The organism is Leptospiraceae bacterium (genome assembly GCA_024233835.1).
Classification (GTDB): Bacteria; Spirochaetota; Leptospiria; order Leptospirales; family Leptospiraceae; genus JACKPC01.
This window is the reverse complement of record JACKPC010000002.1, coordinates 425,013-439,334: the sequence shown is the minus strand read 5'-3', so window position 1 is coordinate 439,334 and position 14,322 is coordinate 425,013. Positions and strand designations below refer to the sequence as shown.

At 36.6% G+C, this 14,322-nt stretch carries 14 protein-coding genes and 1 tRNA gene; 12 read left to right on the top strand and 3 right to left on the bottom strand.

Going from position 1 to position 14,322, the window contains the following annotated elements; all coding sequences use genetic code 11:
* Window positions 1–32 precede the first annotated feature (32 nt).
* The 11 genes from H7A25_11245 (at window position 33) to H7A25_11195 (ending at window position 12,558) form a co-directional block, all read left to right on the top strand.
* Window positions 33–1,180, top strand: a protein-coding gene (locus H7A25_11245) for an IS3 family transposase (protein ID MCP5500471.1) whose coding sequence is annotated in 2 segments (ribosomal slippage) — window positions 33–285 and window positions 285–1,180 — 1,149 coding nt in all. Because the reading frame shifts where the segments join, the coding sequence is not laid out codon by codon here.
* 129 nt (window positions 1,181–1,309) lie between these two features.
* Window positions 1,310–1,666, top strand: coding sequence for a hypothetical protein (locus tag H7A25_11240; protein MCP5500470.1), 357 nt, complete (start codon window positions 1,310–1,312; stop codon window positions 1,664–1,666).
* The gene (locus H7A25_11235) at window positions 1,656–2,288 is read left to right on the top strand and encodes a hypothetical protein (protein MCP5500469.1); all 633 of its coding nucleotides are present in this window, start codon (window positions 1,656–1,658) and stop codon (window positions 2,286–2,288) included. Before H7A25_11240 ends, H7A25_11235 begins: the two co-directional genes overlap by 11 nt.
* A complete protein-coding gene (locus H7A25_11230) occupies window positions 2,285–3,718 on the top strand; it encodes an RHS repeat-associated core domain-containing protein (GenBank protein MCP5500468.1) in 1,434 nt (477 codons plus the stop codon). The genes H7A25_11235 and H7A25_11230 overlap by 4 nt, the downstream gene beginning before the upstream one ends.
* Window positions 3,718–3,972 carry a hypothetical protein gene (locus tag H7A25_11225; protein MCP5500467.1) on the top strand — a complete coding sequence of 85 codons (255 nt, stop codon included), beginning with the start codon at window positions 3,718–3,720 and terminating at the stop codon, window positions 3,970–3,972. Before H7A25_11230 ends, H7A25_11225 begins: the two co-directional genes overlap by 1 nt.
* Before the next feature lie 37 nt (window positions 3,973–4,009).
* On the top strand, window positions 4,010–5,140 hold the full coding sequence (locus H7A25_11220; protein ID MCP5500466.1) for a hypothetical protein: 1,131 nt from the start codon (window positions 4,010–4,012) through the stop codon (window positions 5,138–5,140).
* Window positions 5,141–5,687: 547 nt separating this feature from the next.
* Window positions 5,688–7,232: an ATP-binding protein gene (locus tag H7A25_11215; protein ID MCP5500465.1), complete on the top strand. Its 1,545-nt coding sequence runs from the start codon at window positions 5,688–5,690 to the stop codon at window positions 7,230–7,232.
* Between the two features lie 142 nt (window positions 7,233–7,374).
* Complete coding sequence (locus H7A25_11210) at window positions 7,375–8,508, top strand: ATP-binding protein (protein ID MCP5500464.1); 1,134 nt, start codon at window positions 7,375–7,377, stop codon at window positions 8,506–8,508.
* 119 nt (window positions 8,509–8,627) lie between these two features.
* Window positions 8,628–10,865 carry a phosphoribosylformylglycinamidine synthase subunit PurL gene (purL, locus tag H7A25_11205; protein ID MCP5500463.1) on the top strand — a complete coding sequence of 746 codons (2,238 nt, stop codon included), beginning with the start codon at window positions 8,628–8,630 and terminating at the stop codon, window positions 10,863–10,865.
* A 28-nt stretch (window positions 10,866–10,893) separates the two neighbouring features.
* A complete protein-coding gene (locus tag H7A25_11200; protein ID MCP5500462.1) occupies window positions 10,894–11,898 on the top strand; it encodes a hypothetical protein in 1,005 nt (334 codons plus the stop codon).
* Between the two features lie 9 nt (window positions 11,899–11,907).
* Window positions 11,908–12,558, top strand: a complete 651-nt coding sequence (locus H7A25_11195) for an RNA pseudouridine synthase (protein MCP5500461.1) — start codon at window positions 11,908–11,910, stop codon at window positions 12,556–12,558.
* Here the strand turns inward: H7A25_11195 and H7A25_11190 are convergent.
* The 3 genes from H7A25_11190 to H7A25_11180 all read right to left on the bottom strand — a co-directional run bounded on the left by H7A25_11190 (window position 12,555) and on the right by H7A25_11180 (window position 13,953).
* The gene (locus H7A25_11190; protein MCP5500460.1) at window positions 12,555–13,097 is read right to left on the bottom strand and encodes a peptide deformylase; all 543 of its coding nucleotides are present in this window, start codon (window positions 13,095–13,097) and stop codon (window positions 12,555–12,557) included. The two genes, H7A25_11195 and H7A25_11190, sit on opposite strands and share 4 nt — an antisense overlap.
* A gap of 9 nt (window positions 13,098–13,106) precedes the next feature.
* Entirely contained in the window at window positions 13,107–13,823 is a 717-nt protein-coding gene (locus H7A25_11185; GenBank protein ID MCP5500459.1) for a hypothetical protein, read from the bottom strand.
* A 57-nt stretch (window positions 13,824–13,880) separates the two neighbouring features.
* A tRNA-Ala gene (locus tag H7A25_11180) sits at window positions 13,881–13,953 on the bottom strand.
* 65 nt (window positions 13,954–14,018) lie between these two features.
* Here H7A25_11180 and H7A25_11175 point away from each other — a divergent pair.
* Window positions 14,019–14,318: a hypothetical protein gene (locus H7A25_11175; protein ID MCP5500458.1), complete on the top strand. Its 300-nt coding sequence runs from the start codon at window positions 14,019–14,021 to the stop codon at window positions 14,316–14,318.
* Window positions 14,319–14,322 lie beyond the last annotated feature (4 nt).

Sequence of the window (14,322 nt, the reverse complement as noted above, 5' to 3'; positions counted from 1 at the left end):
CCTTTTTTAACAAAAAACGAGGTAATAAAAAGATGAAAAAGAAAGGAAAATACTCTGAAGAGTTCAAGGAACAGGCGGTAAAAAGGACATTGAGTGGTTCATTTACAATAAAAGAAGTAGCGGAATCACTGGGTATAAATTATCATACTTTACAGACCTGGAGAAAAGACTATCTTCAAAATCAGGAAAGTGAGATACCGATGACGGATAAGCAGATAAAAGATCGAGAAGAATTGAAGAACCTTCGCAAGGAAAATATGAAGTTAAAGGAAGAGGTTGCGATTTTAAAAAAGTTTGCAGCCATTCTCTCAAAAGACCAGTAGACAGATACAAATTTATGGAGACTCACAATAGAGAGTTTTCCATTGTGAGAATGGCAATAGTATTAGATGTATCTAAATCAGGATATTACAATTATCTTAAAGTGTGTAAAGACGAGCTATTGAAATATTGTCCAGAAATGATAGAGCATTTAAAGGAAATATGGAAGAAAAGCAGAAAGACATATGGGCTTATTCGTTTGTTAGAAGCAGTAAAGAAAAAAGATGAATCTTATGGTGCTCGTAGAGTGCGTAAAATGATGAAATTATTGGGGATAAGGGGCAAACAGGAGAAAAAGTTCAAGATTTCAACAACTGATTCACAACACAACGAACGTATAGCAAGAGACCTTGTTAAAAGGAATTTTTCCCCAGAGAAGAAGGATAAAATCTGGGTATCAGATGTAACTTATATAAAGCAAAAGGAAAGTTGGTTATATCTCTGTGTGATCATAGATTTGTATTCGAGAAAGGTAGTGGGTTGGAGTCTATCAGAGAAGAATGATTCGGAACTGATAACAACAACTCTTGATAAGGCAATACGGTCTCGTCGACCAGGACGTGGGCTTATTTTCCATACGGATCGTGGATCTAATTATTGCTCGCGAAAGACAAGAATCAAGTTAATTGAAAATAAAATAATAAGAAGTAATAGTAGAAAAGGAAACTGCTGGGATAATGCAGTGGCTGAATCATACTTCAGTACCTTAAAAAGAGAAATGGAAGTAAATGTGTTTTACGATCTGGAAGATGCAAAAAAAGAGTTTTTTGATTATATTGAAATATTTTATAATCGACAAAGAACGCATTCTTTTTTAGGATATAAAACTCCCACAGAATATGAGGAAATGGCTGCGTAGTATGTGTCCACTAAAACGTAACTAGGCTAGCCTGGTGCAAAAGTCTGGGATAGTGGTTCAAAGTATCTAAGGGGAACAAATGATAGAAACAAATTAGATAGCACAATAAAGAGCACAATCATTGGTTACATGGCCAATGGAGAAGAAGGTGCAAGATATGGTTTTATCTATGGTTTCTTGGCGGATAAAAAGAAATTTTACGATAGGAAAATAAATAGGGTTAAGGATGTGGGAACAGGTATTGCTGCGTTTGGAACAATATTTGCACTTGGCACCGCTGGTAACTTAATGGACGCAATAGTTGATTTGGGAGTTTCCTATGCGGTAAATCAAGTAAATGAAAGTCTGAAACCACCGATCTTTGGTTATGGTTTTACAAGACAGATTTGTGCATTATCATTTTATCAACATACTATCTCGAATTATAAAGAAGAAGATAAGCTTATCGACGGTGCCTGTATGATGGGAGTATTCGGTGGACCTTAAAATTAAATTATCGATTTTTATTTTTAGCATAATTTTATTTTCTTGTCAATTAGTATCTGTAGAAGAAACCAAATATCCAACCAAAGTAGATAACCTGTATATTGATATCCCATTAACAATGCAAGTAAAGAATGATATTACAATTTTCATAAATGATGAACATAGAAAATGGTTGTCATTTTTCACAGAAAAGGGTTTAAAAAAGAATGAGGATAAAAAAGGCAAACGTATTGTGCTACAAAACCTTTCCATTAAAATAAATGCAAATATAGTAGATACGAACATTGGGAGAGGGATATTGGATGCAATATTTTCAGGTTTAACTTTAGGATTACATTCCTTGCACATACAAAATAAAATAGAGTTTGAATATATACTTTTAAATAAAGGTAAAGTATTGTTATCAAAAAAATATATAAAATATGTGAGTTATTATAAAACTTCAATATTCGATTTTTACTTGTATTTAGATAATCTAACATACAGGACACATCAGTATGTGCTGTTCCAGTTTTTTGGAGAACTGATTCGTGAGGATATCGTAAAACGGATTTTATATGATTGCTTTTTTTTAAAAACAAAAAATGAGTTTTGCGATAGTATAAAAGTAGAAAACCCATGAATAGTTATCGTTTTATATGTTGTATCTTTTTCCTTGTATTCGCCAATTGCCTTCCGCAGGCATTGACGGGAAAGAAAGCTCCTCCCTTCTGGTTACTTGCATCTTATACCAATAAGCAGGATAATGTAATCTCAGAAGATACTCCTTCTGTCTCGGAACCGAATAACAATAACCCGGCAAGCCCATCAAGTCCATCGACTCCAGTGAATGGTAATACAGGAGAAACCAAAGAAGATTGCACCCTATACCAGATAACTTTTGAGGGCTGTGGACAGAAACCCTCCGGAACTTCCACAAATACAAACACAACTTCTCCTCTGCCTCCAACAGGGAATCAAACAAACCCGCCGACAAATACCGGTGGAGGAGGAAATAGTGGTCCAGCTCCCGGTACACCGGCAATGGGGATGTATTTTTTCCATCCCGACCATCTCGGTTCTGTGAGCATGGTAACAGATGCCAGTGGAAACATGGTGAGTGGTGTGGACATAGACACCGGGAAAAGCTATATCACCTACAAGCCCTACGGTGAAGTCAATCGCACAAACTCCAGCGGCCCGGATATCTTCCGTTACAAATACACAGGACAGGAAGAAGACCCGGAAACAGGACTCTACTACTATAAGTCTCGCTATTACGACCCCGCTATCGGTCGCTTCATCCAGCCGGACACAGTCATCAACCCCGAATCTACCTTCGGCATGAACCTCTACATGTATGTCGAAGGCAACCCGGTCATGTATACCGACCCGACGGGGCATTGGAAGCTAAGTCACATAACAAAAGGAAAATGGGCAAGAAATATATCACGACCCATAAACAGATTTATATTCGGAAGACATCATAATGCAAAAGCACTCACACATGGCAATGCTTTTATAAAGAGTGCAGGCAGGGGTGCTCAATTTGCACTAGCAGTTATGAATCCCGGCTTATCGCTATTGGTTCAACCAATGTTTACTGCGGGGTTTTATTACTCCTCTGGAATGTTTATTCAGTCTGCTGCCACAAACGGACTGCGAGGAAAAAAAATGCCTTATATAACCTATCACAACGGAGGATATGGTATGGAAAATATGAACTTACCACACAGAGCATCTGTTTGGGGACCATTTGCAATGCTCCCAAACGGAATTACTCAAGCAACAAGATTGCATGAATACGGTCATCTCGACCAGTACAGGGATTGGGGAGATCATAAGTATTTTGCTGCTCATGCAAAACGACCCTTTGAAGATGTAATGTATCCGAGTAAATCAAACTACTGGGCTGAAAATAATGCAGATTATAGAAGCATGTCTGCTAATTATAATCACGTAAGAAATTATTATATGTATAAATCTTTTATTGATTATAGTAATAGTAAAGGGAAAACTATCGAGCCGGCATTGTTATATTTATTTTTTAACTATTTATATGGAGAACTATAATGAAGCAACTTCTTATAATCGCATATTTCTTTCTATTTTTCCTCATGTGTTGCATGCAACCAAGACCAACAAGAAGTAAATGCAGAAAAGGTGTCCTTGAGTTTAACTTTACAAATTCAGTTCATGAGGATAAAAAAGATTATATTTTTGGAGAACAAACTGATTTAGTTAATTTACTTTTATATATAAGATGCTTGGAGAGAGTTAAGGATTATGAAAATAAAATGAACAAAGGTGGATTTCTTTTTCCATAAATTTCGAATATAAACAAGCACGGTTGGTGCGTTTCTTTTGAATACCTGGGAACAGAAACATTTATCACGCATGAAAGTAAAACATAAGGGAATCAGGAATGATTTAGAAAGAGGGGTAAATATGATAAATCCATTTAGCAGTGTGATAGGATATAGTTTTGCCGGACTGAACTATATTACCGGGCAGATAGGCAGAAAGAAACCATCTTTGAACTTTGTCAGAGGTGGTGTGGTTGTGCGTGGAGGAGGCTTAGTTCCAAAAGGCAATGGAATTGCACTTGGAAACTTCGCTGTAGCTGGTGGGCATGATAGCGAAACATTCCGTCACGAGTCAGCGCATATTCAGCAGTATAACGAGATGGGAACAAATAACTACCTTGCCTATCTCGGTCGAAGTCCACTTGCGAATATGGGTATTGGGAACCAGAATACCCTGCGCTACGAGAACGAAGCCAACCGACGTGCAGGCGATGGGCCAAGTGTATCCGGACTTTACCTGAACTTGTTTCTGATTAAGCCGCAAATAGGAGTCCAGTTTGAATACGTTGGTATTAGAGGTGCGAATGAAAGAACGAGTGGAACCTTTGATCCACCTCGATTCTTTCATTTTTATGAGGCTACATATTTTTTACGAAGAGAATCCCATTTTGATATTTATAAAAGAAAGGTTTTGAACCAAAAGTCCTATTATGATTTTGGAATAGGAGCTTATAAGTTATATTACTCATGGGATGGTTATTATAGCTATCTACCATATATGGATTTTAGCTCATTGTTGGGGATTACTCTTTCTTACGATGCAAGGAAAACGGAGGAATTTAATCGAGTAGGTCCTGAATTTTTATTCAGGTATTCATACCTTATGACATCCTGGTTTAATAGTATTTTTGAAATATACCCTGTGTATATTCAGGGAAATATGAAGTCCTCAAGTAGTGCGAATTCTCTATATAAACGTATAATAACAGCGGGATTTCGAAATTCTACTGAACGTTCTTTTGCAGAAGAAAACAGGAAAACAACTATTTATGGGGTAAAAGCAAAGATTAGATTTTTATTTAATATCTACAAATGGATAAATTTGGAAATGGAATATGACTATTCTCGATTAAAGTTCAATTTTTCAAAATCAAAGGAGTTATATGTTCCATACTCGGAAGGGTATTAAATAGCAGCTCTGTTAGATAGGAATAAGTCTATGAGTTCCATTGAAAACTTGGATTATATGTTTTTTAAAGTTAACTTGAAGTATTAAATATTAATAAAAGAACAATACAGGAACAATATGATACTCACTGAAGAAAGGCGTAAGCGATTTAAAAATCCACTAAAGCTGAATCAGTACTGTTGTAAATGGCATAGGGACTGCAATATTAAATGTCACAAAGTCATGTCGGTATATCCAGTGGTAAGGACTATAGTTGATCTTATAAGAGCCTGTCTGAAAATGAAGCTACAGGCTATTGCAGCTTGCTTTTCTTTAATAGATAAGCCTGTTTTAAGACACGCTGTAAGGAAATAGACACTCATTTTTATTACTCATAAAACTTAGGATGGTCTTGGAAATAATGAAAGCAAGAGATTCTTTGGGTTATAAAAAAATTGTATATCTTTTTGGAAAGAATATTTAGCTGAAAAAACCTTCATTCAGGAAAAAACAACTACAATTTCTGATTTACAGATTCCTTTCAAAAATTATCCTGAAACTGAAAGTCATGAATCGCTATTTTAATACATCCGGTCCAAACCACCCCTGGGAGCATTATACCCTGATGCGTCCTGACTTGATTGCCAAAGGAAAAGACCTTGTTTATAAAAGCCGGTATTTTACAATTTGGGCACCGAGACAGACCGGCAAAAGCACCTATTTTCGCTTGCTGGCTGACGAACTAAAAAAGGATGGATACAGAGTTTGTTATGTCAATCTGGAGAATTTTAAAGGTTCCCGTCAAGATGAGTTTTTTGAATTTTTAAATATTCATTTTGTTGAATTCTGGCAGGAGAATCTTGAGATTACATCTTTTGTAGACTTCACAAATAAAATTTTGTTAAAGAAAGATAAGAAACTTGTCTTTATCTGTGATGAAATTGAAGGTTTGAATTCCGACTTTCTCAATCAATTTTTACATACAATCCGCAACATCTACCATTCCCGAACCAGCCATTCATTGAAATCCGTTATCCTTGTCGGAGTTGCTAATATAACGGGTATCATTCAGGATAACGCAAGTCCATTCAACATAGCCGATGAATTAGACGTTCCTTACTTTACCGATGAAGAAACTGTTGAGCTATTAGAGCAACACGAAAAGGAAACCGGACAACTCTTTGCATCCGACGTTAAGCGAAAGATAATTGAAATCACAGCCAACCAGCCGGGTCTTGTCAATGGCTTTGCCCGTAAGCTAGTGGAAATTTGTTCTGACAAGAAAGAGATAACATTAAGCGATTATCTAAAAGTTGAAGACTGGTATCTTACCGAAGCGATTGATAAAAATGTAGCCAATATTATAAACAAGGCGGGTAAACATCGTAAGTTTATAGAAGAGTTACTGTTTGTTGAAAAAAGCATTCCGTTTTCCATAGATAGGCCGGCCATTCGTGACCTTCATATCAATGGACTTATAAAAAAAGATTCTAAGGGTAACATTGAGTTCTGGGTTCCTTTATATAAGAAACGATTATATAATGCATTCTTTCCCTATTCTAACGGAGAAGGAGACCGCATTGCAGGTAATATTCCGTTATACGACATTGTATTGGATGAAAAGCGGGAGTTCCATCTCGATAAGTTGATTGAGAATTACAAAGAATACATTGCCCGCAGAAGCTTTCGACCCTTTCGAGAAAAAGACGAAATTACCAAAGAATACAAGTCTATCCCCGAAGCGGTGATGGTCTATAGTTTTGAAACGTATATTCAATCTTTCTTACAGATGATCCACGCCAAAAGCTACAGGGAGGCTCAGGCTTCTTTAGGAAATACGGATATACTTATCAACCTCTACGGCAAAGAATATTTGATTGAAGTGAAAGTCTATCGCTACGATAAGCAATTTCAGGATGGTAAGAAACAATTACCTTACTACTGCAAGTCACTCGGTCTCAGCGAAGGAGTGTATCTGGTTTTTGTTCCGAACAATATTCTCTATCCGGAAAGGGCGAAGGAAGGCGTGGAGACCATTGACGGAGTGGCAATCAAAGTTTTTCTTGTACGTTATGACGAAGAGAAAGAGTTCGGGGATATATGGGGAAAATGATGATTTCCTCTCGGAACGTGTAATTTTCCCTTTAGGCTAAAATTACCAAATTATAAAAGATACTCATTTCTTAGTTCTCAAATTCTATATAATATAGAAATATTAGTTGCCAAATTCTATATTATATGGAAAAATATACGATATGAACTGGTTAGAACGGTATTATGAGAAAGATTTTTTAGAAAAACTCCCGCCGGGTAAGGTGCTATTAATCTACGGAGCAAGGCGAACCGGAAAGACTTCGTTGGTAGCAAATTCATTAAAAAAGTTTTCAGGAAAGTTTTTTTCTGGAGTTGGAGAAGATGCGGACTTATCTCTGATTTTTTCAAAGCAGACAGTCGCCGGATTAAAGTCAGCATTTAGCGGTTACGATTTGCTTTTCTTCGATGAAGCTCAGAGACTTCCGAACGTGGGTATTGTTTTAAAAATTCTTGCTGATCATTTTCCTTCTACAAAAATTATTGCCAGCGGTTCCTCTTCCTTTGAGTTATCATCTCAAGTAGGAGAACCACTTACAGGACGTCATACGAAATTACTACTGTATCCTATTTCTGTTTTGGAATTAAAGGAGCAATTTGGTGGAATGTATGTGATTCAAAATTTAGAAAATTTATTGATTTACGGTTCTTATCCTGAATGTTTGAAGATGGAAAACATCCAGGATAAAAGGGAATATCTTTTTTCTCTGAGGAACTCCTATTTATTCAAAGACATATTAGAAATGGAAAATTTGAAAAATGCAGACAAGTTGTCTGACCTTTTAAGACTGCTTGCATTTCAAATAGGAAAAGAAGTTTCATTAAGCGAATTAGGTTCGATGATAGGGATTTCGAAACAAACAGTCGAAAAGTATTTAGATTTACTTGAAAAATCTTTTGTGATTAAAAAGGTCAGGGGATTCTCCAGAAATTTAAGAAATGAAATAACCAAAACCTGTCGGTATTATTTTTTAGATAATGGAATTCGCAATTCCATTATTTCGAATTTTAATTCATTAGAAAATCGGGACGATATCGGAATGCTCTGGGAAAATTTTTTATTTACAGAGAGAATGAAAAAATTGGAGTATACAAAAGCATTTTCTAATATTTATTTTTGGAGAACTCACGACAAAAAAGAAATAGATCTGGTAGAAGAAAGAGATGGAAACCTATATGGTTTTGAATTCAAATGGAAAAACCAAAAACAAAAAGTTCCCAAACTCTGGTTGGATACTTATTCTAATGCAAGTTTAGAGTTTATAACAAAGGAGAACTTTTTAGAATTTATAGGTTAAGACCATCTCTTTGTCTCCAACGGGATAATCAATAAGAGTTTCCCTATGATAAAAAGCCGCGTAGCTCGGAGTTTTTAAGATGGAAAATTTTATTTATACTAAAAAAATGGACAATAGTTATGGAAAAAGCTCAGGTTACCCTTCAAGATGCAATCGAACACGGCTTAACGGAAGAGGAATTTCAGAAAATTCAGGAAATATTGGGAAGAAACCCAAGCTCTACTGAACTCGGGATTTTCTCCGGAATGTGGTCGGAACACTGTTCTTATAAAAATTCTATTCTTCAACTCAAAACCTTACCTACCGAATCAGACAGGCTCTTAACCAAAACAGGTGAAGAAAATGCCGGAGCCCTTGATATTGGAGGAGGGCTGGCTATCGTTTTTAAGATTGAAAGCCACAACCATCCAACTGCTGTTGAACCGTATCAGGGTGCAGCTACGGGAGTTGGAGGAATTATGCGGGATATTTTTACCATGGGGGCAAGGCCATTCATTTCTTTGAATTCCCTGCGCTTTGGTTATCCCGATGGAAAACGTAATACCTATCTTCTAAAACGAGCTGTAAAGGGCATCGGTGATTATGGAAACTCCCTTGGAATTGCTGTTTCAGGTGGTGAGCTATTCTTTGATGATTCCTTTAATAAGAATCCCCTCGTTAATGCTATGACAGTGGGTTATGTGCCTCATGGAGGAATGGCCAGTGCCAGCACAGCCGGTAAAGTGGGCTATGCAGTTTATATTGTAGGTGCGACTACGGGTAGAGACGGGATTCATGGAGCTTCTTTTGCTTCGAGGGATTTAACAAAAGAGTCCGAGGAGAAACGTTCTGCAGTACAGGTCGGTGACCCGTTTATGGAAAAACTCCTCATGGAAGCCAGTCTTGAAGTGATTCAAAAGGGTTTAATCGTAGGAATTCAGGATATGGGAGCTGCCGGGCTTTCCTGTTCAAGTTCAGAAATGTCCGCAAAAGGCAAAACCGGGATGGAGTTATATCTTGACAAGGTACCTTACCGGGAAACCGGGATGAATGCGTATGAAGCCATGTTATCCGAGAGTCAGGAAAGGATGCTTGTAATTCCGAAACAGGGTAAGGAAGAAGAGCTGATTGCTGTTTTTAAAAAATGGGAGTTGAATGCTGTTGAAATCGGGAAAGTTACCGAAGATGGAATGCTTCGTGTAATCAAAGAGGGTGAGGTGAAAGCTGAAATTCCTGCCGATTCGCTGGTCCTCGGAGGAGGGGCTCCCCGTTACAAGAGGGATGTGAAAAGACCTTCTTATCTGGATGAGAAATTAAAATTTCAAAAAGAATTAATTCCTGATCCGGAGCTGAATAAGGCCGGGGTTTTATCTGAGTTAACAAAGAAAATGCTGTCGAACTGGAATATTTGTTCAAGAAGACCCTTATTTGAACAATATGATACGGAAGTGGGTCTGGTTAAAATTATTCCACCGGGTCTTGATGGAGGCTTATCAAGGATTCCGGGAACCAATCGGGCCATAGCTGCTGCTACAGATTGTAATTCTCGCTATACTTATCTCGATCCGTATAAAGGTGCTATTTTTGCTGTTTGTGAATCTGCAAGAAATGTGTTTGTTACCGGGGCTAGGCCCATAGGAATCACCAATAACCTTAATTTTGCAAATCCTTATATTCCAGAAAACTATTATATGTTTGCTGAATGTATTCGTGGAATGGGGGATGCCTGCCGTTTCCTCTCCTTACCGGTTACAGGTGGGAACGTTTCTTTTTACAACGAGTCTCCGGAAGGGCCGGTTTATCCAACACCAACTATCGGGATGGTGGGTGTCCTTGAAGATGTGACGAAGTACTTAAGGAATTATTTTTACGTGGAAGGAGCGGAAATAGCACTCGTTGGCAAGTTTAAACCAACAATAGCAGCTTCTGAGTATTTAAAAGAAATTCATAAGAAAACTGAGGGGGCAATCCCGGAACTTAATCTCGAAGATGAAAAGAACTTACAGGAATTGATATTAAGCTTGAATGAAGAAGGAAAGCTTTATTCTGCAAAAGATTTATCTCTTGGAGGTCTTCTTATTGCTCTTTGTAAGAAAATGTTTGTAAAAGATCTGGGAGCAAATTTAGATCTTTCAGCTTTTGATTCCATGAGAAGAGATGAACTCTTATTTGGTGAATCTGCAACTTCTATTTTAATTTCTTATAAGAAAGAAAATGCAGAATTCATTAAGACTCAATCCATAGAAAAGAACCTTGAGTTTTACCCTATTGGTTCGGTTATGAAAGAATTTCATATAAATTGGAATAAAGAAAAAATAGAGCTTGTTTCCTGGAAGCAGGCTTATGAAAGCCATTTAAAAGAAGTATTTGGTGAATAAGGAATTATTAGAATTAAAGGAGATAGGAATGATGCACAAAAACTTATTGGTTTATCTTTTTAGCCTGCTGGTTCTATTCACAGTTGCCTGTAAAGAAAAGCAGAGTACGGAAGTTAAGAAGGAAAGTTCGGTTTCAGATACAAAAGGCTTACCGGAACTTATTAGTATTAAACAGGAGAATCTTTTTCCGGAAGGAGTAAGTTATGATTCTTCTGCGAATCGTTTTTTTATAACCTCTCTTCATAAAGGTGTGATTACAGAAGTAAAGCCTGATGGTAGTACAAAAGTTTTTGTGAATGATGAAAAATTAATTTCGGTTATCGGAATTAAAACTGATATTGCCAGGGATAGATTGATAGTATGTAATTCAGATCCGGGTGCCAGTGTAAAAACAAAGCAAGAAACCCAGAAGAAGATTGCCGGTCTGGGAGTATACCAATTATCTACAGGGACTAAAATCTCCTATGTTGACCTTGCTGCCTTGAATCCGAAAGACGTGCAGTTTTGCAATGATATGGTGATAGACGATAAGGGAAATATATATGTCAGTAATAGTTTTGCTCCTGTAATATATAAAGTAAATTTGGAATATAAACCTGAAATTTTACTCAGGAATGAGAAGTTCTCAGGAGAGGGTTTTAACCTGAATGGACTGGTTTACCATAATAACGGATATATCATTATAGCAAAATATAACGAAGGGTCTTTATTTAAAATCCCGGTGGATAAACCCGATACTTTTACCGAAGTTAAGTTACCACAAAAGCTGATTGGAGCAGATGGACTTTTATGGATGGAAGAAGGAAAGTTATTAGTTATTGCTAATTCAGGAACTAATAAGGTATTTCTCCTGTCCAGCACGGATGATTGGACTAGTGCAAAAATCGAAAAGGAAATGGCTACAGCCGATGTATTTCCGACTACAGCTACTCGTGCCGGGAAGGAATATTTCTACCTTTCGGCTAAGCTAGATAAGCTTTTTTCTGGCAAGCTACCTGTAGCTGAATTTGAGATAAATAAAATTAAGTTTTAAGAATATACATTGCTATTATACCGGGATGAGTTTTTACTATTTGCTTCCAAACCTCCCGGTATTCCTGTTCATGAAACTAAAGATCCGAACAGAAACAATTTCACCTCCTATTTACAAAAAAAATATCACATTCCGTATATTCGTACTTTAAACCGCTTAGACCTTGATACCAGTGGAATTGTGGCTTTTGGTTTATCAGAGTCTTTGAATAGAGAATACGATGAAATATTAAAGAAAGCTGAAAAAGAATATATTCTTATTGTTGAAGGATTGGTGAAAGAAAAACAATTTCGTATAGAATCATTTTTGAAGGATGGAAACAGGAGAGTAAAAACAGTTTTTTCCGGAGGGAAAAAGGCCATTACTGAATTTGAACTCCTGTATTCAGATTCAAAAAAAAACTATTCGGTACTAAGAGCAAAATTAATTACCGGTAGGCGACACCAAATTCGGATTCATATCTTTGAAAAAGGCCATCCTATCCTGGGTGACAGAGTATATACTGGTAATACTTCCGCGGGAAAAGCTTATAGGCAATTATTACATGCGTATCAATTGAAATTTAAAGATCTACAAGAGCAGGTTCATAAAGTTATAGCTCCGATACCGGAAGATATGATTTCCTATACAAACCATATTGAATTTGAGAAATTTATCTAATCCAACTTTTTTTCTTCTTCGATAACAAGAGAATCGTTGTATCCGAAGAGACGGGAATCTTTTAATCTATCGACATATAATGTTCCGTAAAGATGGTCTACCTCATGCTGGTAGACAATGGCCTGAAAACCTTCGATTTCCTTCGAGTGAAAATTCCATTTTTCATCATACCATTCTATTTTTATTTTACCGGGTCTTTCCACATAGCCTCTCATTCCGGGAACGGACAAACAACCCTCCCAGAAACCTTTTCCCTCTTCCGGCTCGCTTAAAGGAGTAATAATAGGATTAATGAGAATGTGTTGCTTCATTTCAATTTTATCTTCGTACCTATCGCTTTCTTCACCCACCACAACCAGCTTTTTTAGAACTCCAACCTGAGGAGCAGCGAGACCGATACCATTTTCATGTTTCATGGTATCAAACATATCACGTAAAAGCTTTTTGAATTCTTTTTCTCTAATTTCATCTTCTAATACATCCTTACTTTCTTTTCTTAAAAGAGGATCTCCGAGTCTAAGTACTTTTCTTATAGCCATTACATATCCTTATAGAATAATTCTTTTGGGGTTTAGTTTTGTTTCTTCTTTAAAAACAGAATATAAGACTTTCTTAAAACGTTTTTCTTTAAAACAGGTATCAGGAGGGGTGTCGAATTTGATAACTCGATAATTTTTAAAAATTTCATCAATTTCTGAAGGGTTTAGTAAGCCGGTTTTCTTTTTTTCGTACATCAGGTAAGTTTTTGTATATAATTTCTGGGAATAAACCAGTTTTTGGTATTTAAAAAAGCGCTTCATGAAATTTATTTTTTCTAAAGCAAAAAAACTATAAAGCTCCGGAAGGCAAATTGAATTTTTAGCAAGTATCTTAATATACGTGCTATATGGAAAGAAAGTTTCCGTACTTTTAGGGGGAGGAGAGAGGCTTATTAATGCTTTTACTTTGTTTGGGTTCTGTCTTGCAAATTCAAAGAGGAAAATGGATGTAAAGCCGCCTGTGAGAAGAACCGCTTTGGTTTTGATAATGGACTGGATTTCAAAAATAATATCCTGAATCTGGTTGATAGGGCCTCGAATCTGGTGTTTGAAATGTTCTTTTCTGAGTTTCAGCTTGCAATGATGAATTTGAAAATAATTTTGAAAGAGATCGCTTAAATCAGAAAAATCCAAACCGGTAAAAATATCCTGTAGGATGATAATAGGTAAACCTCTTTTTTCACCGAGTGTAACAATTTCGAGACTGTTGTTTTTAGAAAAGGACATAAAAAAATATTGACATCTGTTTGATTATTAGCTCTGATAATAACAGGTGTGGCAGATTGGAGATGAGGGGAATCGAACCCCCGACCTTTTGAATGCCATTCAAACGCTCTCCCAACTGAGCTACATCCCCGGTATGAGAACAGAATTTTTGATTAGAGATTATTTGTCAATAAATTAAGATTAGAGGCTGCATAAATGTCAGATACCATTGAAGAATTACAGAAACAGATTAAAGCACAAAACGCGATTATTAGAGGCTACGAAAAGGTTTTACGGTTAAATGAGAGAGAATTAGCGAATGCCGATGAAATGATAAAAATTTATGAATCCATTATTCAGTTTTCATCTCAAGAGCTTAAGAATGCTCAAGAAACCGTAAGTGCTTCTAATATAGTAGCGAACATGTCCAGGGAAGAATTGATTGCAGCCCTCGATAAAATAAATTCCCTGGAAGAAGAGAATAAGAAACTCCGAAAAGAAGCCAGTTTCATGTAAGAAG

Excerpts from the sequence above, each read along its gene's own strand:
- H7A25_11175 (MCP5500458.1), top strand. The coding sequence starts at position 14,019 with ATGTCAGATACCATTGAAGAATTACAGAAACAGATTAAAGCACAAAAC.
- H7A25_11190 (MCP5500460.1), bottom strand. The coding sequence starts at position 13,097 with ATGGCTATAAGAAAAGTACTTAGACTCGGAGATCCTCTTTTAAGAAAA.
- H7A25_11185 (MCP5500459.1), bottom strand. The coding sequence starts at position 13,823 with ATGTCCTTTTCTAAAAACAACAGTCTCGAAATTGTTACACTCGGTGAA.
- H7A25_11215 (MCP5500465.1), top strand. The coding sequence starts at position 5,688 with ATGAATCGCTATTTTAATACATCCGGTCCAAACCACCCCTGGGAGCAT.
- H7A25_11210 (MCP5500464.1), top strand. The coding sequence starts at position 7,375 with ATGAACTGGTTAGAACGGTATTATGAGAAAGATTTTTTAGAAAAACTC.
- H7A25_11200 (MCP5500462.1), top strand. The coding sequence starts at position 10,894 with ATGATGCACAAAAACTTATTGGTTTATCTTTTTAGCCTGCTGGTTCTA.
- H7A25_11230 (MCP5500468.1), top strand. The coding sequence starts at position 2,285 with ATGAATAGTTATCGTTTTATATGTTGTATCTTTTTCCTTGTATTCGCC.
- H7A25_11240 (MCP5500470.1), top strand. The coding sequence starts at position 1,310 with ATGGCCAATGGAGAAGAAGGTGCAAGATATGGTTTTATCTATGGTTTC.
- purL (MCP5500463.1), top strand. The coding sequence starts at position 8,628 with ATGGAAAAAGCTCAGGTTACCCTTCAAGATGCAATCGAACACGGCTTA.
- H7A25_11225 (MCP5500467.1), top strand. The coding sequence starts at position 3,718 with ATGAAGCAACTTCTTATAATCGCATATTTCTTTCTATTTTTCCTCATG.